Origin of the sequence: Hymenobacter sp. ISL-91 (assembly GCF_018613725.1) — a bacterium.
Taxonomy (GTDB): Bacteria; Bacteroidota; Bacteroidia; order Cytophagales; family Hymenobacteraceae; genus Hymenobacter.
Window position 1 is genome coordinate 101,493 of sequence record NZ_JAGGPS010000010.1, and the last position, 26,339, is coordinate 127,831.

Annotated in this window: 21 protein-coding genes; 11 read left to right on the forward strand and 10 right to left on the reverse strand. The window is 61.9% G+C overall.

All coding sequences use genetic code 11. From position 1 onward, the window contains the following. Window positions 1-34: 34 nt before the first annotated feature. Window positions 35-1,660, reverse strand: a complete 1,626-nt coding sequence (aceB, locus tag J7E24_RS05965) for a malate synthase A (RefSeq protein ID WP_215136135.1) — start codon at window positions 1,658-1,660, stop codon at window positions 35-37. A gap of 280 nt (window positions 1,661-1,940) precedes the next feature. Between aceB and J7E24_RS05970 the strand changes: the two genes are divergently transcribed. The 5 genes from J7E24_RS05970 (at window position 1,941) to mltG (ending at window position 6,522) form a co-directional block, all read left to right on the forward strand. Then, a complete protein-coding gene (locus tag J7E24_RS05970; RefSeq protein WP_215136137.1) occupies window positions 1,941-3,428 on the forward strand; it encodes a helix-turn-helix domain-containing protein in 1,488 nt (495 codons plus the stop codon). A gap of 318 nt (window positions 3,429-3,746) precedes the next feature. After that, a complete protein-coding gene (locus J7E24_RS05975) occupies window positions 3,747-4,442 on the forward strand; it encodes a carboxypeptidase-like regulatory domain-containing protein (protein ID WP_215136139.1) in 696 nt (231 codons plus the stop codon). A 69-nt stretch (window positions 4,443-4,511) separates the two neighbouring features. Next, the gene (locus tag J7E24_RS05980; RefSeq protein ID WP_215136141.1) at window positions 4,512-4,934 is read left to right on the forward strand and encodes a hypothetical protein; all 423 of its coding nucleotides are present in this window, start codon (window positions 4,512-4,514) and stop codon (window positions 4,932-4,934) included. Between the two features lie 46 nt (window positions 4,935-4,980). Further along, window positions 4,981-5,343 (forward strand): hypothetical protein, encoded by a 363-nt coding sequence (locus tag J7E24_RS05985; protein WP_215136143.1) that lies wholly within the window; start codon window positions 4,981-4,983, stop codon window positions 5,341-5,343. Between the two features lie 144 nt (window positions 5,344-5,487). Next, entirely contained in the window at window positions 5,488-6,522 is a 1,035-nt protein-coding gene (mltG, locus tag J7E24_RS05990; RefSeq protein WP_215136145.1) for an endolytic transglycosylase MltG, read from the forward strand. Here the strand turns inward: mltG and J7E24_RS05995 are convergent. Then, entirely contained in the window at window positions 6,483-8,102 is a 1,620-nt protein-coding gene (locus tag J7E24_RS05995; RefSeq protein ID WP_215136147.1) for a hypothetical protein, read from the reverse strand. The genes mltG and J7E24_RS05995 overlap by 40 nt on opposite strands. A 112-nt stretch (window positions 8,103-8,214) precedes the next feature. On the opposite strand from J7E24_RS05995, the gene dtd reads away from it, so the two are divergent. Together dtd and J7E24_RS06005 are read left to right on the forward strand one after the other, a co-directional pair. Then, window positions 8,215-8,655 (forward strand): D-aminoacyl-tRNA deacylase, encoded by a 441-nt coding sequence (gene dtd, locus J7E24_RS06000; protein ID WP_215136149.1) that lies wholly within the window; start codon window positions 8,215-8,217, stop codon window positions 8,653-8,655. A gap of 43 nt (window positions 8,656-8,698) precedes the next feature. Next, window positions 8,699-9,025: a nucleotide pyrophosphohydrolase gene (locus J7E24_RS06005; protein WP_215136151.1), complete on the forward strand. Its 327-nt coding sequence runs from the start codon at window positions 8,699-8,701 to the stop codon at window positions 9,023-9,025. Window positions 9,026-9,131: 106 nt separating this feature from the next. Here J7E24_RS06005 and J7E24_RS06010 read toward each other — a convergent pair whose 3' ends face one another. Both J7E24_RS06010 and J7E24_RS06015 read right to left on the reverse strand, forming a co-directional pair. Continuing rightward, window positions 9,132-10,301, reverse strand: coding sequence for a ribonuclease D (locus tag J7E24_RS06010; protein WP_215136153.1), 1,170 nt, complete (start codon window positions 10,299-10,301; stop codon window positions 9,132-9,134). A 96-nt stretch (window positions 10,302-10,397) separates the two neighbouring features. Next, window positions 10,398-10,868: a hypothetical protein gene (locus tag J7E24_RS06015; RefSeq protein ID WP_215136155.1), complete on the reverse strand. Its 471-nt coding sequence runs from the start codon at window positions 10,866-10,868 to the stop codon at window positions 10,398-10,400. Between the two features lie 167 nt (window positions 10,869-11,035). On the opposite strand from J7E24_RS06015, the gene J7E24_RS06020 reads away from it, so the two are divergent. After that, on the forward strand, window positions 11,036-11,296 hold the full coding sequence (locus J7E24_RS06020) for a hypothetical protein (RefSeq protein WP_215136158.1): 261 nt from the start codon (window positions 11,036-11,038) through the stop codon (window positions 11,294-11,296). A 136-nt stretch (window positions 11,297-11,432) separates the two neighbouring features. On the opposite strand, the gene J7E24_RS06025 is transcribed toward J7E24_RS06020, so the two are convergent. Beyond that, window positions 11,433-13,373, reverse strand: a complete 1,941-nt coding sequence (locus J7E24_RS06025; RefSeq protein WP_215136160.1) for a CocE/NonD family hydrolase — start codon at window positions 13,371-13,373, stop codon at window positions 11,433-11,435. 147 nt (window positions 13,374-13,520) lie between these two features. Between J7E24_RS06025 and J7E24_RS06030 the strand changes: the two genes are divergently transcribed. Further along, complete coding sequence (locus tag J7E24_RS06030) at window positions 13,521-16,151, forward strand: M14 family metallopeptidase (protein WP_215136163.1); 2,631 nt, start codon at window positions 13,521-13,523, stop codon at window positions 16,149-16,151. Between the two features lie 83 nt (window positions 16,152-16,234). Here J7E24_RS06030 and J7E24_RS06035 read toward each other — a convergent pair whose 3' ends face one another. From J7E24_RS06035 to J7E24_RS06045, 3 genes are all read right to left on the reverse strand, one after another. Then, window positions 16,235-16,588, reverse strand: coding sequence for a hypothetical protein (locus tag J7E24_RS06035; protein WP_215136165.1), 354 nt, complete (start codon window positions 16,586-16,588; stop codon window positions 16,235-16,237). A gap of 220 nt (window positions 16,589-16,808) precedes the next feature. Beyond that, complete coding sequence (locus J7E24_RS06040) at window positions 16,809-18,035, reverse strand: S-adenosylmethionine:tRNA ribosyltransferase-isomerase (protein ID WP_215136167.1); 1,227 nt, start codon at window positions 18,033-18,035, stop codon at window positions 16,809-16,811. A gap of 136 nt (window positions 18,036-18,171) precedes the next feature. Further along, window positions 18,172-18,939 (reverse strand): class I SAM-dependent methyltransferase, encoded by a 768-nt coding sequence (locus J7E24_RS06045; RefSeq protein ID WP_215136169.1) that lies wholly within the window; start codon window positions 18,937-18,939, stop codon window positions 18,172-18,174. A gap of 234 nt (window positions 18,940-19,173) precedes the next feature. Between J7E24_RS06045 and J7E24_RS06050 the strand changes: the two genes are divergently transcribed. After that, a complete protein-coding gene (locus J7E24_RS06050) occupies window positions 19,174-19,773 on the forward strand; it encodes a hypothetical protein (RefSeq protein WP_215136171.1) in 600 nt (199 codons plus the stop codon). A gap of 297 nt (window positions 19,774-20,070) precedes the next feature. Beyond that, complete coding sequence (locus tag J7E24_RS06055; protein WP_215136173.1) at window positions 20,071-20,781, forward strand: hypothetical protein; 711 nt, start codon at window positions 20,071-20,073, stop codon at window positions 20,779-20,781. 35 nt (window positions 20,782-20,816) lie between these two features. Here the strand turns inward: J7E24_RS06055 and priA are convergent, their stop codons facing one another. Both priA and J7E24_RS06065 read right to left on the reverse strand, forming a co-directional pair. Beyond that, window positions 20,817-23,363, reverse strand: a complete 2,547-nt coding sequence (priA, locus tag J7E24_RS06060) for a primosomal protein N' (protein WP_215136175.1) — start codon at window positions 23,361-23,363, stop codon at window positions 20,817-20,819. Between the two features lie 320 nt (window positions 23,364-23,683). After that, complete coding sequence (locus J7E24_RS06065) at window positions 23,684-26,311, reverse strand: GSCFA domain-containing protein (protein WP_215136177.1); 2,628 nt, start codon at window positions 26,309-26,311, stop codon at window positions 23,684-23,686. Between the last annotated feature and the right edge of the window lie 28 nt (window positions 26,312-26,339).

Consider the following 26,339-nt stretch of genomic DNA (forward strand, 5'->3'; position numbering starts at 1 on the left):
CCCCGCCCCTACACCGTTCTAACCTGCCGGCCTGCTACGTCAGCTGCTCGTAGGCCGGCAGGGTCAGGAACTCGATGAACTGCTCGCTCATCACCAGCCGGTCGAAGAGGCGGGCGGCTTCGAGGTACTTGCCCTGGTTGTACGCTGCGTCGCCGATTTCCTGGCGGATGGCTTCCAGTTGGGCGGGCAGCAACTCGCGGTACATCTCCGTGGTGAGGGCACGGCCGTCGGAGAGTTGGGTGCCGGGCGTGTGCAGCCACTGCCACACCTGGGCCCGCGAGATTTCGGCGGTGGCGGCGTCCTCCATCAGATGGTGAATCGGCACGCAGCCGTTGCCGCGCAGCCACGATTCGAGGTAGCGCACGGCTACATCGAGGTTGAGGCGCAGGCCGGCCTCGGTGATGTCGCCCTCGGGGGCGGCTATCAGGTCCTGGGCCGTTACCTGCACGTCGTCGCGCTTATTGTCGATCTGGTTGGGCTGGGGCATCAGCTCGTCGAACACGGCCAGCGCCACCGGCACCAGGCCGGGATGGGCCACCCAGGTGCCGTCGTGGCCGGCGCGGGCCTCGCGCACCTTGTCCAGGCGGACTTTTTCGAGGGCCCACTCGTTGGCCTCAGGGTCGTTTTTGATGGGAATCTGGGCCGCCATGCCGCCCATGGCGTGCACGCCGCGGCGGTGGCAGGTTTGCACCACCAGCTGCGAGTAGGCGCTCATAAACGGCACCGTCATCGTCACGGCGGCGCGGTCGGGCAGGCGGTGCTCGGCGCCTAGCCCCAGCCGCTTGATGTAGCTGAAGATGTAGTCCCAGCGGCCGCAGTTGAGGCCCGCCGAGTGCTCGCGCAGCTCCCACAGAATCTCGTTCAACTCAAAAGCCGCCGGCAGCGTCTCAATCAGCACCGTGGCTTTAATGGTGCACTTGGGCATTTTCAGCGACCATTGGGCGAAGCCGAATACGTCGTTCCAGAGGCGGGCTTCGAGGTGGCTCTCCAGTTTGGGCAGGTAGAAGTAGGGCGCCGTGCCGCGGGCGCACAGCTCGTGGGCGTTGTGGAAGAAGTAGAGGCCGAAGTCGAACAGCGAGGCACTCACCGGTTCACCGTCTACGAGCACGTGCTTTTCGAGCAGGTGCCAGCCGCGGGGGCGCACCATCAGCACGGCGGTTTGCTCGTTGAGCTTATACTCTTTCTGGGGCGTGCTGATGGAAATGGTGCGGCGCACGGCATCACGCAGGTTGCGCTGGCCCTCCACCACGTTGGCCCAGGTGGGCGCCGTCGAGTCTTCGAGGTCGGCCATGAAGACTTTGGCGCCCGAGTTGAGCGCATTGATAATCATTTTGCGCTCGGTAGGGCCGGTTATTTCCACCCGCCGGTCGAGCAGGTCGTCGGGCAGCGGGGCCACGGTCCAGGGCTTTTCGCGCAGCAGCTTGGTTTCGGGCAGAAAGTCGAACGCCTCGCCGGCTTCCAGCCGCTGCTGCCGCTCGGTGCGCCGTTGCAGCAGGCCGCGGCGGGTGGGCTCGAAGCGGCGGTGCAGCTCGGCCACGAAAGCCAGGGCCGAGGGCGTGAGGATTTCGGCATAGGCGGGCGAGTATTCGCCCGTTACCTGCACCCGCTCGGGCGTGCGGTACGTGGGGGTGACGGTCTGGGGCTCGGCGAAAGGCGACATACGCATTGGAGTTACAGGAAACGATAGGAACGCTACCAGGGGCAGTGCATCAAATGTAGTAAAGCGAATTTTATCAATCAAGCGAATATTCGCTAATTTTTATTGGGCTCTCTAAAACCGTAGCTTTGCCGGCTTGGGGTAAAAGGAAAAGCCAAGGCAAAAAGCGGCTTGAGCCCAGGCAACTGGCCGGTTAGGAGTTGGTCTATAAGACCGGCGCCGGTGCTTTCGTCGGGCAGTTCCGGGCATTCGCCTCCCAACTCACCATTTCACCAGTGCATCTATGCTGAGCCACGGCCAGGTTGTCCGCTTGATTTTTGGGCTAAAGCTGCGCGAATTGCGGCAGGAGCGGGGCCTCACGCCCGCCGAAATGGCCCGCGCCTGCGACGTGTCGGTGTCCTACCTCAACGAAATCGAGAAGGGCAAGAAGTACCCCAAGGCCGATAAAATTCTGAGCCTCAGTAAGGTGCTGGGCGTGAGCTACGACCAGCTGGTGTCGCTGACGTTGAGCCGGCGGCTCGAACCCATTTCCGAGCTGCTGCAGTCGGATTTGCTCAAGGAGTTTCCGCTGGAGATGTTCGGGCTCGACCCGCTGCGCATCGTGGAGCTGATTGCCAACGCGCCGGCCAAGATGAACGCCTTCATCAGCACGCTGTTTGAGATTGCGCGCAACTACGAAATGCGTCAGGAAAACTTCTTTCTGGCCGCGCTGCGCTCTTTTCAGGAGATGCACGACAACTACTTCGAGGAGCTGGAGCAGGACGCCCGCACCTTCGTGGTAGAGCACGGCCTGGCCGCCGCCGCACCCCTCGACCGCACCCAGCTGGAGCGGGTGCTCACCACCCAGTACGGCTACACCCTCGACCGGGGCGGGCTGGCCGAGTATGCCCATCTGGGGCGGCTGCGGTCGGTATTTCAGCCCAAGTCGCGGCGGCTGCTGCTGCGCCAGGGCCTGAGCGGGGCCCAGGAGGGCTTCGTGCTGGGCCGCGAGCTGGCCTTCAACTACCTGGGCCTCAAAGACCGGCCTTACGTGAATGCGTCGTTTCCGGTGCGCTCGTTCGAGGAGGTACTCAATAACTTCAAGGCCTCGTACTTCGCCGGCGCGCTGCTCATGGATGAGGAAACGCTGGTGCGCGACCTGACGGCCCTGTTCGCGGCTAAAACCTGGGAGCCGGCCGCGCTGCTGGCGCTGCTCACGCGCTACGACGTGTCGCCGGAGATGTTCATGCAGCGCATCACCAACCTGCTGCCCCGCCATTTTGGGCTGCAGAGTCTGTTTTTCCTGCGCTTCGACCAGGCCAACGCCTCGGCCGACTACCGCCTGACCAAGGAGCTGCACCTCTCGCGCCTGCACAACCCCCACGGCAACGAGCTGCACGAGCATTACTGCCGCCGCTGGATTTCGGTGCGGCTGCTGGCCGAGCTGCGCCAGCAGCCGCTGGCCACCGGCGCGCCAGCCTACACGCTCGGGGCCCAACGCTCGCGCTACCCCAACGGCGACGAGTACCTGTGCCTGACGCTGGCGCGGGCCGGCACGGCCACCGAGCCCGCCGTGAGCGTAACCGTAGGCCTGCTCTGCGACGACACGCTCAGCCAGAAAATCCGCTTCGCCGCCGACCCCGCCATCATTCAAAAGGAGGTGAACGAAACCTGCGAGCGATGCACCATTCCCGATTGCGAAGTGCGCGCCGCCGCCCCGCTCGAAGTGGAGCGCCGCCAGCGCCAGCAGGAGCTGGAAGCCGCCATTGCCGCGCTGGTGAACGAGGCGTAAACGGCCAGCCTCGTTCAGCTGGTAAGCAATGGTGATGGGTGGCTGCTTGGGAAGCTCAGGTGTAGAGCAGGATTGCGCTATTATCAGTCGGGGGATGAAGCTGTTAAGCTGGAAAAAGCCGGTTTGGAGGGCCTAAAAGAAGCAAACGAGTTCAACGAGGGAGATGCGCCATTGGTCGCGGATGGAGGGGGTTCTGTCGAAAATCTGTAGGAGCCGGCGGCGCGGTAGGGTAATATTGTATTGGCAAAATGATAAATACGGATTTTTATCTGCCGGTTCCTGCCCCTGTACGCTCCAATCACCCCACATTTCTTTCTTATGCCCCTAACCACGCACCCCTTCCACCCGGCCACCGGCGAACTGTTGGCTACCCACCGCGACGCCTACCTGCGCGGCGACTTATCGGGTAAGAACACCGAGCTGGTCGATGCTTACCTGCAGGCCAACCCCGCGTATGGTGATGCCGCTTTCCAGCGCTACTACACCCTGAAGCAGCAAGGCCATCAGGTGCGGCCGGTAGGCTGGCTGCAGCACCAGTTCGAGCTGATCCGGACCGAGCCGGCCCGGTTCCGCAAGCGCGCCGGCAGCATTGCCATGGTGGGCCTGCTGATTGGCGGCGCCGTGTTTGCCGGTACCAATCTGCCTACCGAAAACCTGCCGACCGACAACCTGCCCACCGAGTCCCCGGTAGCCCTCGAGGCGGCCGGGGCGCCGGCCGAAGCCGAAGTGGCCGCCGCGGCCTTTACCACCATCCGGGGCCGCATTCTGGATGAGAACGGCCGGCCGCTGGTTGGCGCCACCGTGCTCGACAAGCTGAATAAGCGTGGCGTGAGCACCGATGCCAACGGCAACTACACGCTCCTGATTCCGGCCAATCGCGCTTCGCAGCTGCAGTACGGCTACGGCGGCTACAGCGAGGAGGAAGTGGCCGTGCGCGGCCGCGCTTCCACCCACAACGTAACGCTGCTGCCGCGCGCCAAAGAGCAGGCCAAGCGCCGCTGGTGGCTTTTCTAAGGCTGCCCGCCTAAGTTGTTGGGCCCGCCACGGGCGGGCCCGGCGGCTCTTCTCACTTGCTTGCTTTTCATGAATTTTCCGTTTTTCAACCGGCTGCAGGTCAAGAAAATCACCGTTGCCACCACCGATGAAGCCGGCCAGCGGGCGCGCACCATTCTGGAAAGCCTGCTGCGCGAACTGCCCGAGCTGCTGCTCAGCTGCGTGGTAGAGGTGCAATCGGGAAAACTGATTGCCTCTTACACTGCGCACAGCAACTACAACCCCAACCACGTCAGCCTGCGCTACGCCCGGGTTTTCCGGGCGGCGCAGGCGGCGCTGGCCACCCGGGCCTGGCCCGGCGGCCCCCTAACCGATATTTCGGTACTGCTCGACGAACAGCTGCACCTGCTGTGCCCGCTCGACAACGGCCAGCGCTACTGCCTGCTGGTAGTGAACACCGCCGATACGAACCTGGCCCTGGCCAAGGATATTCTGCGGCGGAGCACGGAGTAGGCTCCACTTTTTTAACTCAACTTTTTTCTCTTTTATTACCATCTCAATGTCAACTCCCAAAGACACCGTTAAGGGCATCATGGAAGAACTGCCCACACTGCTAGCTGTGGCCGTTGTAGAAACCGAAACGGGTATGCCCCTGGCCTCACACGCCAATATTGCTGATTTCGACATCGAAACGGCCGCCGCCTACAACACCGAAGTGGTAAAGGCCAAACTCAAAGCCATTCAGGCCCTTAAGCTGAACCAGACGTTGCAGGACATCCTGCTTACCCTCACCGACCAGCTGCACCTGCTGAAGCTTTCGCCTAGCGGCGACAAGTTCATCTATCTGGCCGTGAACTCGCGCGACACCAACCTGGCCCAGGCCCGCCAGATTATGAAGGCCCACTCGGCTTCGCTCAACTAAGCACGCCAACTGCTGCAAAGTCTGAAAGTCCTGCCGCCCTCCGGGGTAGCAGGACTTCTTTGTTGATTGGCCAGTGGCGCCGGCCTGCGCCAAATGCTGTTTCTTTGCAGAACGATTTTGCTTGTTCACCTTCTGATTATCGTTTTGCGCAGATTCTGGCTTGTTTTCCTACTGACACTCGGCCTGCTCATTCTGGCGGGGTTGGGGGCGGCTTGGTGGCTGCTGCAGCGGCCCAACGTGCGCGAATCGGCCTTCGGGCCGGCCTACCTGTACATTGGCACGGGCACGGGCTACGGGGCGGTGCTCGATTCGCTGCGCAAATACGAGTTGCTGCGCGATGAGAGCACGTTTGACCGGGTGGCGCGCTGGCAGAATTACCCGCAGCAGGTGCGCCCCGGCCGCTACCAGCTGCGGCCCGGCATGGGCAACCGGGCGCTGGTAGAAATGCTGGCCCGCGGCGAGCAGGACACGGTGGCTTTCACGCTGAACGCCTTCAAATACAAGCCCCAACTAGCCCGGCAGCTGGCGCGGGCCTTCGAGGCCGATTCGGTAAGCCTGCGCCGCTTGCTGAACGACAACGCCTATTTGCAGCGCCGCTACCAGCTCGACACCACCACCATCCTCACGCTGTTTCTGCCCGGGCCCTACCGCCTGCTCTGGAACTCCTCGGCCCCGCAGCTGCTCGACTCGGCCGCCGCCACCCACGCCCGGTTCTGGACGCCCGAGCGCCGCCGCCGGGCCGATTCGCTGGGCCTTTCGCCCACCCAGGTGCACGTACTGGCCAGCATCGTGCAGCGCGAAACCGCTAAGCCCACCGACAAACCCATCATTGCCGGAGCCTACCTCAACCGCCTGCGCACCAACATGCGCCTGCAGGCCGACCCCACGCTGCTCTGGGCCATCGGCAACTTCGGGGTGAAGCGCGTGCTGAACAAGGACAAGCTGGTGGATTCGCCCTACAACACCTACCGGCACAAGGGCCTGCCGCCCGGCCCCATCACCTCCGCCAACCGCCAGAGCCTCGACGCCGTGCTGCGCCCCACGCGCCACAAGTTCGTGTTCTTCGTTGCCCGCCCCGACGGCAGCGGCTTCTCCGACTTCGCCGTAACCTACGCCGAACACCTCCAAAACGCCCGCCGCTACCAGCGCCGCCTCGATAGTTTAGGGGTGAAACGTTGAAAGAGTAATCCGGCGAATTCGGGTTTCGGCACGACGTCGTGCCGGAACTGCATATGTTCATTTCCCACCTCATATACCCGCAGCTGGGCCGAATCCTGGCGGGCTTGCTGCTGTAGGTGCAGGGTTTGCTGGTAGCTGAGGCCGGTGTATTCAGAGTGCTCCAGAAAGAGCAGGGGCGAGGTGAGGGCCGGCTCGGGCCAGGCAGCCAGCGGCTTTTGGCGGCGCAGCGAGTCGAACTGTTGCACGTTGGTTACGCGCCAATAGGCATCGAGCAGCACGTAGCGGTAGCCCTGGCGGGCCAGCATGGGAAGGCGTTTTTCGTCTACTACTGAGCGCACGGTATCCGTATGAAAGGGCGCCAGCGCCAGGCCCACGGTGCTGGCCACGGGGCCGCCGCCGTGGTGGGCGGCCAGCCACGCGGCCACGGCCGGGTAGCTGGTGGGGCGGGCGTAGGCATACACTTCGCGCTGAAGCCGGTAGAGGTTGCCGGCCAGCGCGGCCAGTAGCAGCGCGGCCAGCGCCGGGGCCGGCAATTGCCGGCCGCGCCAGGGCCGTGCCAGTAGCAGCAGCCCTAGTGCGTACCACAGCCCGTAGGCCCACAGCAACCCCCGCGGCGCCTTCAGCAGCAACGACATGCCCGCCAGCAGGCACCAGCCCCAGGCGGCCAGGTATAGCTCGAAGGGCAGCGGCCGGCCCCGGCCAAGACGGCCCGTTTGCCACTGCCGCCCCAGCAGTACCAGCGGCCCCAGCAACCCCATCCACACCAGCCACGACTCGAAATCGAGCAGGAAACGGAAGTAGTACAGCAAATCGAGGTGCAGTGTGGCGGTGCGGCCGGCGGCATTGGCGGCCCCCGGAAACAGCACGCTGTAGAATACGCCCAGCCAGGCATACCAGCGCAGGCCCACCAGCCAGCCCACTGTGCTCAATACCACGAAAGGTGCGGCCAGCAGCAGGCCCACGCGCCACCAGTGGCCCCGCTGCAGCAGCAGCCCATCGGCCTGGTACCACTCCAGCACGGCCAGAATGGGGAGCGTGAGCAGGAATTTATAGTTGAAGCTCAGGCCCAGCAGCAACCAAACGGTGGCCCGATAGAGGGTGGGGGAGCCCGGCTGCCGGAGCCGTTGGTAGTAAGCGGCCAGCAGCCCAGCGAAGCACAGCAGGCTGCCGGCACTCATGGTAAAGTCGCGGCCGCCGTAGGTGAGGAAGGTGGCCGTGCCCATGAGCAGCGTGAGCAGCCCGGTTTGCCAGCCCGGCAGCCGGGTTTCGCGGGTTACAAAGGCCGCCAGCAACCCCACGGCCGCCAGCGCCAGCAGCGCATTGAGCACCAGAAACACCCGATAATCGGACGTGACCCAGGCCACCGGCGCGTAGAGCAGCATAAACAGCGGGCTACCGTGCCGGAACAGGTGGCGCAGGTTGCCGGTTGCCACTTCCTGCACAATCTGCCAGTTGCGCACCGAATCGAAATCAGGCAGCGCGCCCTCGCTGAGGCCATACAGGCGCACCGGCACCAGCAGCAGCAGCGCCAGACCGAGGTAGTACGATTGTGGCCGTGAGCAGGCGAGCGGGCTGTTCAAGAGGTGGTAGTTGGAGCGGGAGAAACCGAGCTAGCAAAGAACGTGATTCTTCGCTGCGCTCTGAATGACGTTCTTTGCGGCTTCACCATCTAGCTACCTCACACCTCACATTATGCGTCTTGTACTCCAGCGCGTCCGCCATGCCCGGGTTACCGTGGAGGGCCGTGTTACCGGCCAGATTGGCCCCGGCCTGCTGGTGCTGGCCGGCTTCGCGCCCGATGATGATGCCGCCATTCTCGATCGGCTGGCCCGTAAAATGGTGCAGCTGCGCATCTTCGCCGACGACGAAGGAAAGATGAACCGCTCGGTGCAGGATGTGGGCGGTGAGGTGCTGGTAGTAAGCCAGTTTACGCTGCTGGCCGACGCCCGCAAGGGCAACCGGCCCAGCTATGCCGGGGCCGCGCCACCGCCGCTGGCCGTGCCACTCTACGAGCAGTTTGTGCAGGTAGTAGCCGGGCTGCTGGGCCGGCCCGTAGCCACCGGCGAGTTCGGGGCCGATATGCAGGTAGAGCTGCTCAACGATGGCCCGGTAACCATTGTACTCGACAGCTAGCACTGCTCACTTTCCCATCAGCACCTCTCAAAATGCCTCATTCATGACTATCGAAGAAGCCCAGCAAACCGTGGATGCGTGGATTAAAACCACCGGCGTCCGGTATTTCAATGAGCTGACCAACATGGCCATGCTCACGGAGGAGGTGGGCGAGGTGGCCCGCATCATTGCCCGGCAGTACGGCGAACAGTCGTTCAAGGAATCGGACAAAGACAAGGAGCTGGCCGACGAACTGGCCGACGTGCTGTTCGTCGTTATCTGCCTGGCCAACCAGACCGGCATCGACCTCACCGATGCCCTGAACCGCAACCTGGCCAAGAAAACCCAGCGCGACGCCACGCGGCACAAGAACAACGACAAGCTGAAGTAAGCACGACGTAGGGGCGGGGCTTGTCCCCGCCCGCCATTTGCGCCGTTTTAACGGTAATCATTCAACGGCCCGAACGGCGGGCGGGGACAAGCCCCGCCCCTACACCCTACTTCTCAAACGGTCCGGCTACTTTCGAAAAGTCCAGGCTGTGCTGCTGGGCAGTTTCGGTGAGGAGCTGGTGCTGCCAAGGGCGCAGAACCTGGTCGGCGCCCTGCTCAATGATGTCGTTGATGAGGCGGTTGCTGAGCACGAGGTTGGCCATGATGGGGCTGTGGTCGGCGGCCAGATGGGCTTTGAGGGTGGTCAGCAGGGCTTCACGGGCGTCGGCCTCGGCGGCTTTAGCCCCACTCAGGCGGCGGCGCGACGGGAAACCCCGGCGGTCGGCGGGTAGCGGCGGCTCGGGTACCCGGTCCTCCTGGCTCAGGGCCACGAGACGGTCGGCGAAGGTGCCGCGCTTAAGCTCGGGGTGCAGGCCGTTGGCGTTGCGCAGATGGCCGGTGCTGGTAACGGGCAGGCGCGTGAGCTCGGCCAGCCGGTCGTTGCTGGCAATCATGTACGAAGGCCGGTCAATGTAGCGGGCCACCTCATCGCGCAGCAAAAACAGGTCGCGGAACATGGGTAGCTCGGTGGGCTGAATGCGGTATTTGCCGGCCAGGCGCATGTAGGGCCGCTCGTCGCGCGAGTAGCGTACTGCCTCCAGGGCCTTGTTTTCCTGCTCGGCCCAGGCGGTGCGGCCCAGAGCGGCCAGCTTGGCGCTGAGCCGGTCAGTCAGCTCGAACAGGTACAGCACGTCGTTGGCCGCGTACTGCTTCTGGGCCTCGGTGAGCGGGCGCTTCAGCCAGTTCGACTTCTGTTCGCCCTTGTCCACTTCCAGGCCCAACTCCTCCTGAATGAGGCGGCCCAGTGAGATGTTGTTGTCGGCTTCGGCCAGCAGCGTGTGCTGCACGCTGGTGTCCACGATGTTGCGCACATGCACGCCGTAGAGTTCATCGAGCAGCAGAATATCGGATTTGCAGCTGTGGAATACGGTGGTAATAGCCGGGTCGCGCAGCACCTGCCAGAGCGGTTCCAAGTCTTCGGCTTCGTTTTCCAGCTCCAGCGGGTCAATCAGGTAAACAGTCTGTCCGTCGAACACCTGAATCAGGGCCAAGTGGCGGCCGTAGCGGTGGCGCATATCGTCGAACTCCAGGTCGAGCGCAATGCGGGAGCTTTGGAGCAGGTGGCGGGCCGCCTCGGCTACGGCCGCTGCGTCCGTGATAAACTGAATATCGGGCATTAAGTAATCGGCAAGAATGACAGCCCGCACCAGCCGGCGGGCAATGGTAGTAAAGGTAAGTAGCAGGCGACAAAGCGTTGCCGGGGCCGCACGTGGCTAATCCTCCTCTTCGTCGCGACTGAAATCCAGCATCGGCACCAGCTCCAGCGCTTCCCCGATAACATCGTCCATGAGGCGTTGAGTGTCGGCATCGAGAGTGCGCTCGAACAGGTGCAGCACCTGCTCGCCGTCTTCGTTCACGTAGAGGTTGGCGTAAAGCTGGTCGAAGGTGGTGGCACCTTTCTGCATGGCCTTGTCGATACCGGCTACGGAGGGGGCTTGCAGCGCGTTTTTCAGCACATCGAGTACCTGGCGGGCTTCCTCCATGTCGCCCAGTTCGGCCAGCAGCCGCAGTAGGGCCAGGGCCACGCCCAGCCGCACCCGCTCGAAACGGTAGGCAATATCGGCGGGGGCGGCCTGTCCAAAGAGGTGGTAGGCCTCGCGGGTGGCAGGTGTGAGGTAACGGGCGGCGGCGGCGGGCTCGGCAAAGGCCAGGTCGAGCAGGCGCTGGTAAGAAGATGTGGGCATCGGCGGCAGGTGTAACGCCGGACTAATCCGGAGAATCTGGCTTGAAAACGGGAACCTTGGGCCACGAAGGTACGATTACAGGAGCGGCAGTAGCCAAAAAGCCGGCCGACTGGTTATCTTAGCAGATTCCTGCTCGTTCCGTCCAACTCAGCATCTGTAGCTCTATCATGACGCACAAAGAAAAATGGCTGGCCTTTGCGCCGGCTGGCCTCCTGACCATCGGCCTGGGCACCTGCCTGGTGCAATGGGCCGCTGATAAAAAACGCCGCCACGAATCGACGACCGAGTGGGTTGCCGCCGGTACTGCGGCCCTGCTCGTGCTCAACGCCGGCATCAGCCTCTTTGGTCGTGGCGTAGTAGAAAAAGTGAAGCACGACATCTACCACACCACGCCCGAGCCCGACTACGGCAACATCGGCCGGTTGTAAGGGTAGATTCTAATAAAAAACGTCATTCTGAGCGAAGCCGAAGAATCTCTACCGCAGTGCTAACTCAACGAAAGGATTAGCACTGCGGTAGAGATTCTTCGACTTCGCTCAGAATGACGTTTTTTCTTTACTCCTGTTAAAGAACCCGCACTTTCAGCTGTGAGGCCTTGGCGGGCGAGTGGTAGAGGCGGTGATTGGCCGTCTGGAAATCCTTTTCGTCGGCCTCGAAGATGTTGGGCACGAAGGTTTGGGGGTTGCGGTCAACCATCGGGAACCAGCTGCTCTGCACCTGCACCATTAGGCGGTGGCCCTTGCGGAAGGTGTGGCACAGGTCCTGCACCACAAAGGGCACGGCCGTTACCTGATTGGGCACGAAGGCTTCGGGCTGGCTGAAGCTGTTGCGGAACCGGCCGCGCATCACCTCCGAACGTACCATTTGCTGGTAGCCGCCGAGCTTCACGCTGGGGTTCAGGCGCGGGTTGTTGGGGGTATCGTTGGGGTATACATCAATAATTTTCACCACCCAGTCGGCGTCGGTGCCGGTGGTGGCTACCTGCAAAAGCGCCTCAATGGGGCCGGCCAGGGTCAGGTCCTCGGTCAGCACATCGGTCTGGTAAGTCAGCACGTCGGGGCGGCGCGAGGCAAAGCGCTGGTCGTCGGTCATGTACTCGCGGGTCATGCCCGTGGCCATGTTTTCGTTGGAGGGCACCGGCTTGGCCGGGTCGCTGATGTATTGGTCGAACTCGGCCTGCCCGCCAGTTGGCGGCTCAAACCCGATTTTACCGTCGGCCTGGAAGTATAAGGTGCGCTCCTGGGCCTGTTTGGGCGGCCAGGCATCAAAGGTGCGCCAGCGGTTGGTGCCGCCTTCAAACACGGTAGCCTCAGGCACGTTGGGCCGCTTGTTATCTTTCAGATACGATTTGAAAAACGGTGCCTCAATCTCCTTCTGGTAGTAAAGCGAGGGCGACTCGCCGTAGGCCACATTGCCCACCACCTCGCCGGTGCCGCGGGCCCAGCCGCCGTGCACCCAGGGGCCCATCACGAGCCCGTTCTGCATGCCCGGATTCTGCTGCTCGATGCTCTCGTAGGTTTTGAGCGCCCCAAACAAGTCCTCGGCATCGTTGAAGCCGCCCACCGTGAGCACGGCAGTTTGTTTGTTGAGGTTTTTGAGATGGGGCCGCAGGTTGCGGGCCTGCCAGAACTCGTCGTAGTTGGGGTGCTGCATCATCTCGTTCCAGAACGCCACTTGGCCCTTGTAGTAGCGGGCATCGGCATTCTTGAGCGGCCCCATCTTCATAAAGAAGTCGTAGCCGTCGGGCGTGCCGTGCTTAAAACCGGGGTTGCCAGTGGGTGTGGGCACGGGCCGGGGCAGCCCGAACGAGGCCAGAAAATTGAAGGCGTGGGGCAGGAAAAATGCGCCGTTGTGGTGGAAATCGTCCCAGAACCAGTCGGCAATGGGAGCCTGGGGCGAGGAGGCTTTGAGGGCTGGGTGGCGGCTGAGCAAGCCCACAGATGTGTAGAAGCCGGGGTAGCTGATGCCCCACTGCCCCACGCGGCCGTTATTTTTCGGTCCCTTCTTCACCAGCCACTCAATAGTATCAAAGGTGTCGGTGCCCTCGTCGATGTCGTTTTTGCCTTTGGGTGCATCCTTGGCGGGCCGCATATTCACAAACTCGCCCTCCGACATATAGCGCCCGCGCACGTCCTGGTAGGCGAAAATGTAGCCTTCGCGCATCATGGTGGAGCTGGGGCCGAGGCTTTTCTTGTACTTGCCCGCCTCGTAGGGCCCCACGGCGTAGGGCGTGCGGCTGAGCATAATAGGGTAGCGTACCTTGTCGGCGTCTTTAGGCGCATACACCACCGTATACAGCTTTATGCCGTCGCGCATAGCAATGCGGTGTTCCGTTTTGGTGTAGTGCTGCTGAATGTAGAGCGTATCGGCCAGCACCTGGGCCAGTTGCTGCCGGTCGGCTTCAGAAGGCAGCGGGTACGAAACGGGCTGCTGGGCCTGGGCGGCAAAAGAGCCGGCTGCAAGCAGGGCCGCCAGCAACGTGGGGCGGAGGTAGGAGTGGGGCATAGTTGGTGGGGTTGGCGTGGGAACTTGGGGGGAGTCTGCTGTGAGAAAGATGCGTGGCAACGCATAGTGTTGCGTCGTTGGCCTGCTCAAATATGCTTTCTTTGAGCCATAAACTTTCTGCCTTTCCTGGTTTACTTCCGCCACCTGATGAAAAACTATACGCTACGGGCTCTGGCCTCGGTGCTGCTAGTGAGCCTGCTAACGTGCTTCGGCGCTTCGGCCCAGACGCCGGCTCCGGCCGCCTTTCCCAACCCGTTGGCCGGTCCGGCCGATGGTCCGCTGCAGACGCCCGCCCAGTTTCTGGGCTACGAGCTGGGGGCCCGCTTCACGCCCCATGCCGAGCTGCTGCGTTACGTAGCCCACATAGCAGCCCACAGCCCCGACCGAATGAAGCTGGAGCGCTACGGCAGCACCTACGAAAACCGCCCGCTGGAGCTGGTGTACATTGCCTCGGCCGCCAACCTGACCCGCCTCGACGACATCCGGCGCGACAACCTGCGGCTGGCGGGCCTCGAAACCGGGGCCGTGAAGGGCGCGACGCCGGCCGTGGTGTGGCTGAGCTACAACGTGCACGGCAACGAGGCCGTGTCGTCGGAGGCTGTAATGCAGGTGCTGTATGACCTCGCCAACCCCGCCAATACCACCGTGCAGAGCTATCTGCAGAACCTGGTGGTAATCGTGGACCCCTGCGTGAACCCCGACGGGCGCGACCGGTATGCGCAGTGGTACAACCGCGTAGCCAACCGGCAGACCAACGCCTCGCCCCTGAGCTGGGAGCACCGGGAGCCCTGGCCCGGTGGCCGCTACAACCACTACTACTTCGATTTGAACCGCGACTGGGCCTGGCAAACTCAGCAGGAGAGCCGCCAGCGCATTGCCGTGTACAACCAGTGGCTGCCCCAGGTACATGCCGATTTTCACGAGATGGGCCCCAACAACCCCTATTACTTCTCGCCCGCCGCCAAGCCTTTCCACGCCGACCTCACGGCCTGGCAGCGCCAGTTCCAGGACATCATCGGCGACTACAACCGCCGGGTGTTCGATAAGAACAACTGGCTCTACTTCACCCGCGAAACCTACGACCTGTTCGCGCCCTTCTACGGCGACACCTGGCCGAGCTTCAACGGCGCTATTGGCGTAACCTACGAACAGGGCGGCGGGGGCGTGGCCGGCATTGCCTACGCCAAAACCGACGGCGATACGCTCACGCTAAGCCAGCGCATCGAGCACCACCACGCCACCAGCCTGGCCACGCTGCAGGCCGCTGCCGAGCGCCACCAGGACCTGACCCGGGAGTTCCGCAAGTTCTACGACGATGCCCGCACCAAGCCTAAAGGCGAGTACAAGTCGTACGTGCTGGCGGGCTCCTCCGACCCCGGCCAGGTGCGCGCCCTCACGCAGTACCTCGACCGTCAGCAGATCAGCTACGGCTTCGCGACTAAACGCAGCCGTCAGGCCGGCTACAGCTACGCCACCGGCCAAACCGAAACCGTGCAGATTGAGCCCCAGGACGTGGTTATCAGCATGTATCAGCCCAAATCGACGCTGGTAAAAGTGCTGTTCGAGCCCCAGGCCCAGCTTGAAGACTCGCTCACCTACGACCTCACCGCTTGGTCGCTGCCCTACGCCTTTGGCCTGAACGGCTACGCGCTGAAAAATCAGTTGTCAGTTAATTCAGTTGCTAGTGGTCAGTTGTCAGTTGTCAGCCCAAGCGGTAAAAACAACCTGACAACTAACAACCAACAACTGACAACCAACAACGCCCCCTATGCCTACCTGGCCCGCTGGAACAACCTGCAGGACGTGCGCTTTCTGAGCCGGCTGTTACAGCAGGGTGTGAAGCTGCGGGTGGCCGAGGAGCCCTTTGAAACCGAGGGGCAGAAGTACGGCCGCGGCACGCTCATTATTGCCCGCACCGGCAACGAGCGACTCGGCGCACGGTTCGACCAGCTGGTACGCGCTCAGGCTGATTCGGCGGGCGTGCTGGTGCAGGCCGTGCAGTCGGGCCTTTCTACCAGCGGTGGCGACCTGGGCTCGCGCTCGGTGCGGCCGCTGGCCACGCCCAACGTAGCCGTACTGGCTGGCCCGGGTGTAGATGCCACGGCTTTCGGCGAAGTCTGGCACTTTTTTGAGCAGCAGGTGGGCTACCCCGTCACGGTGCTGGGCACCGATTATTTCAGTGGCGTACCGCTTAGCAAATTCGATGTGCTGATACTGCCCGATGGCCGCTACGACGACATCATGACCGAAAGAACCCTGGCCGCCGTGAAAACCTGGGTGCGCGGGGGCGGCCGTCTCATCGCCCTCGAAGGAGCCTCACGTTTCCTGGCCGGCCAGAAGGACCTATTGCTCAAAGCCAAACCCTCCGACTCGACAGCCGCCAGCAAAAAAGCGCCCTATGCCGCCCTGCGCCGCTACGCCGACGCCGAGCGCGACGGTATCAACGGCCGGGTGCAGGGCAGCGTGTTCCGGGTGCAGCTCGACAACACCCACCCGCTGGCCTTCGGTTACGGCAACACCTACTTTGCCCTGCTCCGCGAAGCGCCCAACTATACGTTCTTGCCCGAAGGTGGCTGGAATGTGGGCGTCCTGAAAAAGAACAGCTACGCCTCCGGTTTTGCCGGCCGCAAAACCCGCACCGGCCTCACCGACAGCTTTGTGCTGGGTACTCAGGACTTAGGTCGTGGCCAAATCGTCTATCTGGCCGACAACCCGCTGTTCCGGGCCTTCTGGCAGGGCGGTAAGCTGCTGTTTGGCAATGCTGTTTTCATCCTATAAGCATCGGTTACAGCCGACTAGGAATACAAAAAAAGAGCTTGCCTTCGGGCAAGCTCTTTTTTTGTGAAGGCAACGGGGTACGTTTAGTCAACCACGTCTACGGCCTTGTTCTTAACGGCCTTAGCGCCTTTCTTGGTGGCGCGGGCAGCTTTCTTGGCAGCACGGGCTGTTTTCTTGGCGGCTTTTTCGGCGAAGTTACCCGTTGCCTGGGCACCGGTTTCTACTGCGTTGCCGGTTGCACGGGCGCCGGTTTCTACCGCGTTGCCCGTTGCCTGGGCAGCCTCCACAGTGCCCTGTTTGGCGTCCTGGATTACTTCGCCTGCTTTGGTCCGTTCATCGGCAGTGGGAGCGGGGGTAATCGTTACTGGGGTACTTTGAGCAAAAGCAGCGGCCGTAGCGAAAACCAGGGCAGCAGCTGTCAGAAATAACTTTTTCATAATGGAAAGGCAGATGGAAAAAAAGGATTTGAGGCCTTATACGACGAAACACCGGAGACAGCGGAAAATCAGCTGTATAAACTAATAAACAGCCTTCGTCAACAAGTAGGTTCATCTGGCTACCCTCCTGAGCTGGTGCTTCATAGGCTGTCCTCCTGAACAAGGCAGTACACGTGATGCTGCGCTGCCTTTTTATGCTGCTGGTAGCTCTGCCTGTTATTTAGGGCAGCAGCAATGACGAGTCGCCGTAGCTGAGGAAGCGGTAGTTGTGGGCCAGGGCATGCTCGTACACGCGTCGCCAGTCGGGGCCCAGCAAGGCCGCCACCAGTAGCAGCAGGGTGCTCTCGGGCTGATGGAAGTTGGTGACGAGGCCACGAATCAGCCGGAAGCGGTAGCCAGGCGCAATTAGTAGCTGAGTGGTGGCGTGCAGCGTATCGGAGCCGGTTAGCGCCAGCTGGGCCAGCAGTGCCTCCAGTGCCTGTTGGGTCGATACCTCGGTGTCGGGTTCGTAGGGTTGCCATTGGCTAACGTGCCAGCTGGGTAGTTGGGCCGGTTGCTGTACCAGCGCTGCTCCAAGCCAGTACAGGCTTTCGAGGGTGCGCAGGCTGGTAGTGCCCACCGGAATAATGGGGTGGCCCGCTGCCAGATGCTCCAGCAGCCGCCGCAGTGTGTCGGCCGATACACTGAACGGCTCGCCGTGCATGGGGTGGTCGGCCATATGGTCGGCCTTCACCGGCTGAAACGTGCCCGCGCCCACATGCAGCGTTACGCGGGCGGCGGCGGTGCGGCGCTCGGCCAGTTCGGCCAGTACGGCATCCGAGAAGTGCAGCCCGGCCGTAGGAGCGGCTACGGCGCCCTCGTGGGCGGCGTACACGGTTTGGTAGCGTACGGCGTCCATGTCGGTATCGGGGCGGTTGAGGTAGGGTGGCAGAGGCAGGTGGCCGGCGGCGCGCAGCACTTCGGCAAACGGCAGTTCGGCCGGTTCCCAGCCGAAGGCAATGAGGGCGTAGCCGTCGTGCTGCTCGGTGCGCTCGGCCCGCAGGGTGGCCGGCTGGCCGTGGGCTTCAAACTCCACCAGCACGGGGCCATCTTTCCAGCGGCGGCCGTTGCCCACCAGGCATTTCCACACGCAGGCGCCGGTTTGCTGCATAGCCAGCTCGATAGCGCGGTGCGGCGCTACCGGCTCCAGGCAAAACAGCTCCACCATACCGCCCGTTGGCCGCCGGGCAAACAGCCGAGCCCGCACCACTTTGGTATCGTTGAATACTAACAGGCTGTCGGGCGGCAGCAGCGCGGGCAGGTCGCAGAAGGTACGGTCGCCCAGCAGCCCCTGTTGGTACACCAGCAGCCGCGACTGGTCGCGGTTGGCTAGCGGCTCGGGAGCAATGCGCTCGGGCGGAAGCTGGTAGGTGAAATCGTGAATGGAAAGCCGGCGCGGGTCAGACATTTTGTAGAGCTGTAAGCCGCAAGCTACAAGCTGCAAGCTTTTTTAGCTTTTCAGCAACGCGAAAAAAGCCCTCTTGCAAGCAGGCAGCCGCCCGAACAGGCTTGCAGCTTGCGGCTTAACGCTTGCCGCTCAAAGCTTACTTTTGGAAAAACAGCAAATGCTGCTGGGGCAGGGTCTCTACCGAGTCGGTGAGGCGCAGGCCTACGGCCGCCATTTCGCGGCGGGCCTGTGCCACGCTCATCTTATGGATGCGCTTGATGGGAACGTTGGGGTCCTCGGCCCGGTACTCGACCAGCGCCAGCCGACCGTTGGGCGAAAGGGCCTGACGAATGGCACGGGCCATTTCGCGGGGGTAGTCGAACTCGTGGTAGGCGTCTACCAGCAGCACCAGATCAACCTGGCCGGCGGGCAAGTTGGGGTTTTGGGTAGTGCCACGCACCGGAATCACGTTGTTGGCTCCTAGTTTTGCCGTGGTTTCGCGCAGGCTGGCCAGCATTTCGGGCTGAATATCGACGGCCAGCACTTTCCCCTGGGGTACCAGCGCACTCATCTTGAAAGTGAAATAGCCCGTGCCAGCTCCGATATCAGCCACCACATCAGAGGGCTTCAGCTTGAGCGCCTGCAACAACTGGTCGGTGTCTTCCTCGCGGGCGCGGCTGGAGCGGTCGAGCCACGAGGCCCCCTCATGGCCCATTACGTGGGCAATCTGGCGGCCCATATAGTATTTGCCGATGCCATTGATATCCTGCGGGGCACGCCGCTCGTAGCCGCTGGTATCGGGTGCAGCGTTGGCGCGGCGCTGCTCCGTGAGCTGGGCAGCCGTTCCCTCGCTCAGCGACTGAGTGCAGGCTCCGATGCCGAGCAGCAGGGCTCCCAGCGCACTAATAGGCAGGAATAATCTCATTTGGTTGACCATAAACGGAAGGCAAATATCGGACTTGCTGCTAACAGAAAGGCCGGTGGAACGGTTCGATATGGCCTCAGTTGGCGGGCGCTGGCAGCAGTAAGCCCTTGGCTACTTGGTCAGAGCCCCCGTTGGGCGGGGCATAATTGGATAATATTTCTGTTTATGTATGCTTATTTCCTAATTTAGCCCGTACAAAACGCTCTCACATTTTCCACTTTTCCTTCTTTTATTATGAAACACTTGTCCAATCTGTTGCGCAAACTCACCGCTGTAGCGGCCGTTGGTATTGCTCTAACGAGCTGCAACCGCGCCGAGTATGCTATGCTGCCTAAGACGTCGTCGGCTTACCACGGCACGCAGCGGTCCACCATTATCAAGCCAGCCCCGGCCCCCGAGGTTGCAGTAGCCCCGCAGGTCGTCGCTGAGGCAGTGGTAACGCCCGAGGCAGTTGCACCTGTAGCGGCGCCTGCTGCTGTAGCCACAGCCGCACCAGTTGCCAAGGCTGCTCCCGTAGCTGCTGCTGCTCCGGCCAAGGTTGCCAAAGCCCCCAAGCTGAACCTCGTGCAGAAGGCGCTGGTAAACAAAATCACCAAGCAAGCGGACAAGCTGGCGGCCAAAGCTGGCATCGTGAAGAAGTCGTCGGAAACGGCCGCTACCGACCGCCTCGAAGGCAAGCTGCGTCAGGGCCTGATTCTGATGCTGGTGGGCCTGTTGGTAGGTCTGCTTGGCGTAATAGGTGGTACTATCGGTGCCATCTTCTCCATTCTGGGCTCTATCATCTTCATCATCGGTGTGGTACTGGTTATCCTGTACCTGCTCGACGAGATATAAGCGCACTGCTTTCACATGGAGAATCCCCGGTTGTCAGTTGGCAGCCGGGGATTTTTTTGTAAAGTCTGATTTGAGCATAGACTGGAGTGCTGTAGTCAGTATTATCCGGCACTCAGGGTAGGTTTATAAAGTCTGATCTGTGAGAAAGAGGAGTAGATACTACCTCACATTGTAGTAGTTTTCAACATCAATTGCATACGCGCCATAGTAGCCCTTTCGGCCTTTTCATACGACCAATATCTACGCTCAAATTTTATGGTGAGAAGCACTTTACTAACCGCCTCATTAACCTGCGCCTTGCTGGCTGGCTGCCAAAGTGCCCGTTTTTCGCCAACCCTCCCGCGAGTCAGTGAGTACGGCACAGTTCACTCGCAACCCGCCGTTGCGCCGCAACTGTGTGCCAAGCCCGTTGATGAGCCAGTGTTGTCGGCCGCGCTGCCCGTTTCCAACCCCGTCGATGGAGACCGTCAGGAAGCACACCCACTCCCATCGGTAGCCAATAAATCCTGGCGCGTTCAGGCTACGCCGCTACTCGCCGCCCCCGATACCCTGCTGACGCCGCCGCCGCAGCAACCCAAGTTCCCGACCGATCCTTCGACAACAGCGGTAAATATCGTTGGAGGGGTAACAGTGGCTGCTGGTTTGGGGGTAATGATTACCAAGGGTTTCGATGGTAGGCCCGACGCCCCAAGCCTGGCTCCGGAGTCCAGTATTTTAGTCGGTTTGGGTTTAATGGTTGTGGGGGTGGCGTTGCTGTGTTTTCAGGGAAAGAACGGCCGCATGCGAAAACTGCGCGAGGCCCGCGAAGCAGCCGTAGCTCCAACAGCCGCAGCTATGCGGTCCCAAAACTTCAAAACGGGTTTGCGCAAAACCGGCCGGGTAATTCTTATCGTGGGGGGCGCACTGCTACTATTGGGAGTAGCAGTGCCTTACGGTATATATCTGCTGGGCTTGCCGGCAATTGCGCTGATATTAACCGGGCTATTCATGGTTGCCTTCAGCAATTGAATGCGACCAATTAGCAAGCCAGGCAACGCGCTACGCTACATCGGGTCTACGTCGGCGGCCAGGCGCACCTGCTTGAACTCCTTCTGGTCGCGTACTATATCCATGGCGGCCATCACGTCGGCTTTGGCGGCTTTAAGTACTGTGTGTTCGCGGCTGAGCTTGATGGTGATTTCCTGGAGGTAGAAATTACGGATGCGGAAGATGTAGGGTGCCTCGGGGCCCAGCACGGCTTCGCGGCCCAGCCGGTCTACCAGCTCCTGGGTTAGCAGCAGCGCCGCCCGCTCGCCCACCGTCACATCTACATGCTTCACCGTGAGCCGAATGATGCGCATAAACGGCGGGTAGCCATGCTCGCGGCGCTGCGTTACTTCGTAATCGTAGAATTCCAGGTAGTCGTTGCGCATCACCTTGTCGAAGATAACCTGCTCGGGGTCGGCGGTTTGGATAATCACGCGGCCTTTTTTGCCCTTGCGGCCCGCTCGCCCGCTCACCTGCACAAACATCTGGAACGCCCGCTCGTGGGCCCGGAAGTCGGGGTAGTGGATGATGGAATCGGCGTTGATGATGCCCACCAGGCTCACGTTGGCGAAGTCGAGGCCTTTGGTTACCATCTGGGTGCCCACCAGCACGTTGGTTTTCTGCTGCTCGAAGTCAGAAATAATCTGCTGATACGAGTTTTTGGCGCGGGTCGTGTCCAGGTCCATGCGCTGTACTTGGGCGGCGGGCAGCATTACCTTCAGGTCGTCCTCAATTTTCTCGGTGCCGAAGCCCACGGTTTTCACGTTGCGCGAGCCACAGGCGGGGCACTGGGTCGGCATCCGGTCGTGGTGGCCGCAGTAGTGGCAGCGCAGCTCGTGGGCCTGCTTGTGGTAGCTCAAACTCACGGCGCAGTTGGTGCATTTGGGAATCCAGCCGCAGTCGAGGCAGTTGATGAACGGGGCGTAGCCGCGGCGGTTCTGGAACAGAATCACCTGCTCCTGCTGGGCCAGCTTGCTTTCCATTTCGGCCATCAGCTCGGGCGTGAAGTGGTTGAGCATGGTTTTCTGCTCCCGGCTCTTGCGGGTGTCCACCAGCACGATTTCAGGCAGGCCGGCCTCACCGAAGCGCTTGGTCAGGCTCACGAGGCCGTAGCGGCCGGCGCGGGCCTGGTAGTAGGTTTCCACGGCCGGGGTGGCCGAACCCAGCAGCGTTTTGGAGCCCTGGAAGTGCGCCATCATCAAAGCCACCTCGCGGGCATTGTAGCGCGGGGCCGGGTCGTACTGCTTGTAGCTCGACTCATGCTCCTCATCCACAATCGTGAGCGAGAGATTATCAAACGGTAGAAATACGGCCGAGCGCACGCCTACCACCACCTGAAACCGACCCGACAGCACCCCGTTCCACACTTCCACCCGCTCGTTGTCGGAGAACTTGGAGTGGTACACGCCCAGCCGCGAGCCGAATACCCGCATGAGGCGGGTTACAATCTGGGCCGTGAGGGCAATTTCGGGCAGCAAGTACAGCACCTGCCCGCCACCATCCAGCGCCTGCTTTATCAGGTCGATGTAGATTTCGGTTTTGCCCGCGCCCGTTACGCCGTGCAGCAGCACGATGTCCTTGGTCTGGAACTCGCGCATCACCGCGTCGCGGGCCTCGGTCTGGGCCTCGCTCAGCGTGAAGTGCATGTTGGCCTCAGCGTCGTCCTCATCGAGCGGAAAGCGCGACACAATCTGGTCGAACTGCTCCAAAATGCCGTTTTTGATGAGCGTGTTCACTGCCGAGGGCGACAGGTGCGGGGCCGACGTGAGAGCCGCTTTTTCGAGGCCCCGGTGGTTGGCGTGCTCGTTCTGGTACACCGGCACGCGCTGCAGGTAGCGCATCACCACGTCGAGCTGCTTGGCCTTGCTGGCCAGCTGCCCGAACAGCTCCTCCAGCGCCGCCTCGGCCACATAGCGGTGCGTCAGCCGCACCTTCTTCACCACCTTGGGCGCATACTTATCCTTGAGGTGCTCAAACAGAAACACCACGTCTTTCTGCATCAACGACTTGATGTACTTATGGAACGAGGCAATGCCCAGCACCTCGCCCACCTCGGTAAACGTCAGCGACTTGCCCTCTTCGCCGGTGTTCAGTGCGTTCACTACTTTCTGCTCCTGCTCGCCGAGCGGGTAGGGGTGCGTTTCGGGCTCATAGGCCGGATGCAGCTGCACCCGGCTCTCGGAGCTGAGCTTGAGGGCCGAAGGCAACGCCGCGTTTATTACCTCGCCCAGCGTGCAGAGGTAGTACTCGGCAATCCAGGCAAACAGCTTCAGCTGGGGCTGGGTTACTACGGGCGCATCATCAATGAATTCGAGAATGTACTTGGCCTGGTACGCGGCGGGCGGCGTTTGGTGCACGGCCGCCACAATGCAGCTCAGCGTGCGCTTGGCCCCGAACTGCACCAGCACACGCCCGCCGATAACCACCTGGTCGCTCAGCTCGAACGGTACGCGGTAGGTGTAGAGGCGGGGCAGCGGCAAGGGCAGAATCACGTCGGCAAACAGCGTAACGCGGTCGGCCGCCGGTTCCGGCGCTGGCTGCACAAAATCAAACGAAAGACTCAACAAAAGGCAAAAACAGAAAAACAAACACCGGCCGGCCGGCAGTAGCCTGCGGCGGCGGAATAGGTAGTAAAGGTACGGCACCAGCCGGCTCCGCGGAAGCTGCCGCCACAAATTCCACCCGTTGCTGTCACCACATCCAGGGCTTCAGGCAATGGGGCAGAGGCTTGCCCGAACTGGTAGCCGGTTGTGTCTGCCGATTACCTTGCAGGGCGGGAAACTGCTCCGTTACGCGGCCCCTTTGCCCTGAAATCGGAACGCCCAAGAACCAGTACACACTTTCTATGAACACAAAACCCAGCCGGCAGGGCTGGGTTTTGTGTTTACTGCGCTTTCGGCTTTTCGGGCTTGTCTTTCTTGGTTGGCTTAGCGGCTGTTTTGGCTTTAGTCGGAGCCGACTTAGCAGCAGTAGCCTTTGGAACAGCTGCAGCCTTGTCGGCCGCTGCTTTAGGCTTGGTCGCCGCTTTAGGGGGCTTTTTGGTCGTTGCTTCGGCAGCTGCCTTCGGCTTGGCTTTGGCTGGCGCTTTCGGCTTGGCAACCGGCTTTGCAGGAGCAGCGGGCTTGGGCGGAGCAGACTTGGTGGCTACTGTTGCTGCCTCAAGTGCTGCCGCCGCCTCGGGCGCGGCCGGCGCTTTTGGTTTGGCGGCAGCTCGTTTTCGGGCCGGAGTCTTGACGGGTTCCGGTGCTGGCTGCGCCGCTGCTTCCGGAGCCGCTTTAGGTTGCGCAGCCGGTTTACGACGGCTAGGCCGGGCCGCCGGTTTGGCCGCCGCAGCCTCTGGCGTTGCAGCAGCGACAGGAGCGGCTGTGGCTACCGAAGGTGCTACTACAGGGGTAGTTACTTCTGGCGTAGCTTCAACAGGCGCTGGCTCGGCCGGAGTAGCTACAGCAGCTGCCGGCTGCCGGGTTGCTTTTGGCCGGGGCGTGCGCTGCTTGGTGGCCGGTTTCTCGCTTGCCTCAGCAGATGCCGGCACCACCGGGCTCGATACTTCCGGCTCGGTGGTGTTACCTTCTGCGGGCGTAGCGGTTGCCTCGGGTGCCATATCGGCCGGCATGGGCGCAGGGCCATTGGTATCAAGGGCGTAAAGCGGCTGGCGGCCGGGGCGGCCACCATAACGGGGGGCCTGCTCGCGCTTGTTGCCCCGACGGTTATTCCGGCTACGGCGGGCCTCCGGCGCTGCTTCGTCGGCTTCCGGTGTGGCCGTCTCAGTGTCGTCGGTGCTGGTTGGCTCGGTCGGGCCGCTGGCTGGGGGCGTCGGCTGCGGGCGGGGCTGGCGCAGCTGCGCCTCCGTTATGTACACCACTTCCGAAGCCAGCTCCTCTTCGTCATCTGGCTGAGCAATAGTGGCCGGAGTACCGGGCAGTGGTGCATCGGGCAGTGGTGCGGGGGCAGTAGCTACGGTGCTGGCCTCGGGCTGCCCTTCGGTATTGCCCTGCTCGGCGGCCAGGCGGGCATGCTTGCGCTTGGTGCGTTTGGCTCCACCCCGCGAGCGGCGCTTTTTGCGGCGGGCTGCTTCCTCTACGGTTTCGTCCGGGTTGACTTCTTCGTTGTCGTCCGCCTCGTCTTCGTCAGTTTCGGCTTCGTCCGTCAGATCGGTGATGGTAGGCGAATAGGCGTGGTCGTAAGCCGATTCGGCCGATACAGTCGAATCAGCCGATTCGGTTACGTCGGTGGTATCAGTTTCCTCTGGCTCGGTCTCTTCGGCATCCTCTACCAGCAGGCCGGCACCGGGCCGGATGAGGCTAGCCTGAGACGTAAGCCGGGTTTTGGCAAACACAGCCCGGTTAATTTCCTTTTTTGCGGCGCCTTTTTTCGCGGCCTCCGGCTTGGTGTCGGCCTCAGTGGCGGTGGCCACTACCGGAGCGGCGGGCTGCACTTTAGAAGTTGCGGCCTGGTCATCAAACGAGCCAATGTCGATGCGCTCTTCACCGTCGTCGTACACCTCTTCTGGGGCCGGGGCCGTTGTTTTGGGCTCGGGCAGGTTGGCCAGCTCACGCTCCACATGCAGCAGCTCCATGCGCACGTCGGCCGTGCCGCCGAGCTTGCGCAGGCGTTCGAGCGTGCTTTCCAGAAAGGCACGGTGTTCGGGAGCTGCCGGATGCAGAGGCCGGTGGCCCAGGTTCTGCCGGATGCCTTCCCACTCCTTTTTGAAGCGCCCGAAAGCTGCGTCGAAGTAAGTACGCGTAAACTTGTCCCACACATAGTTCTCGGCCGATTCCGAGAGGTGCAGCATATCGGTGGCATAAAAGCGGTAGTCGCGCAGGTCGTCTACCAGCAGTTCGTAAGCCGGGAAGTAGGTAACATCGGGCAGTAGCTCGCTCAGATAGTGGCAGGCAACCCGCAGCATCGCCTTGCTGGCCGAGTTCAGCACCAGCGTATCCTTGAGGTGGCGGACGGGGCTTACTGTCAGTACAAAGCGGAGCTTGGGGTTCGTCCGGCGCAGGTACGCATGGGTTTCGGCCACAGCTGCAATAATTTCATCGGCCGTCAGCAACTCCTTATCGAACTGGTCGGCCCCAACCTTATGGCAGTTGCTCACCAGCTCACCGGTTTCACGCAGGCGGTAGGCAAAGGCCGAACCCAGCGTGAGTACCACCACATCGGCCGTAGCCAGAAACACGCCCACCTCGCGGGTAAGCTGGCTGATATGTTGCAGTAGCTCCACCGGCGAATCGGCTCCGATTTCGGCGTGCAGGTCGTAGCTCTGCCAGCGGCCACGGGCCTCTACTAAGTGCTGCTGCCAGTCCACATCTTCGCCGGCCGCCGCGCGCAGCAGCTTACAGGCCGAGATGGGGTTGAATACAGTGCCAAACGGGTTAACCAGCGTCGCGACCTTGAACTCGGTCAGGCGCGCGCCGATTGCATCCGAAAAGCAGGACCCCAGCGTGAGCACCCGGGCCGAAGGCGGCAGCTGGTGGGGGAGGGGCGTAAGCGGGATTTCAGTACGAAACATTGGGCTGAATTAGACCCCGAACGGGCCA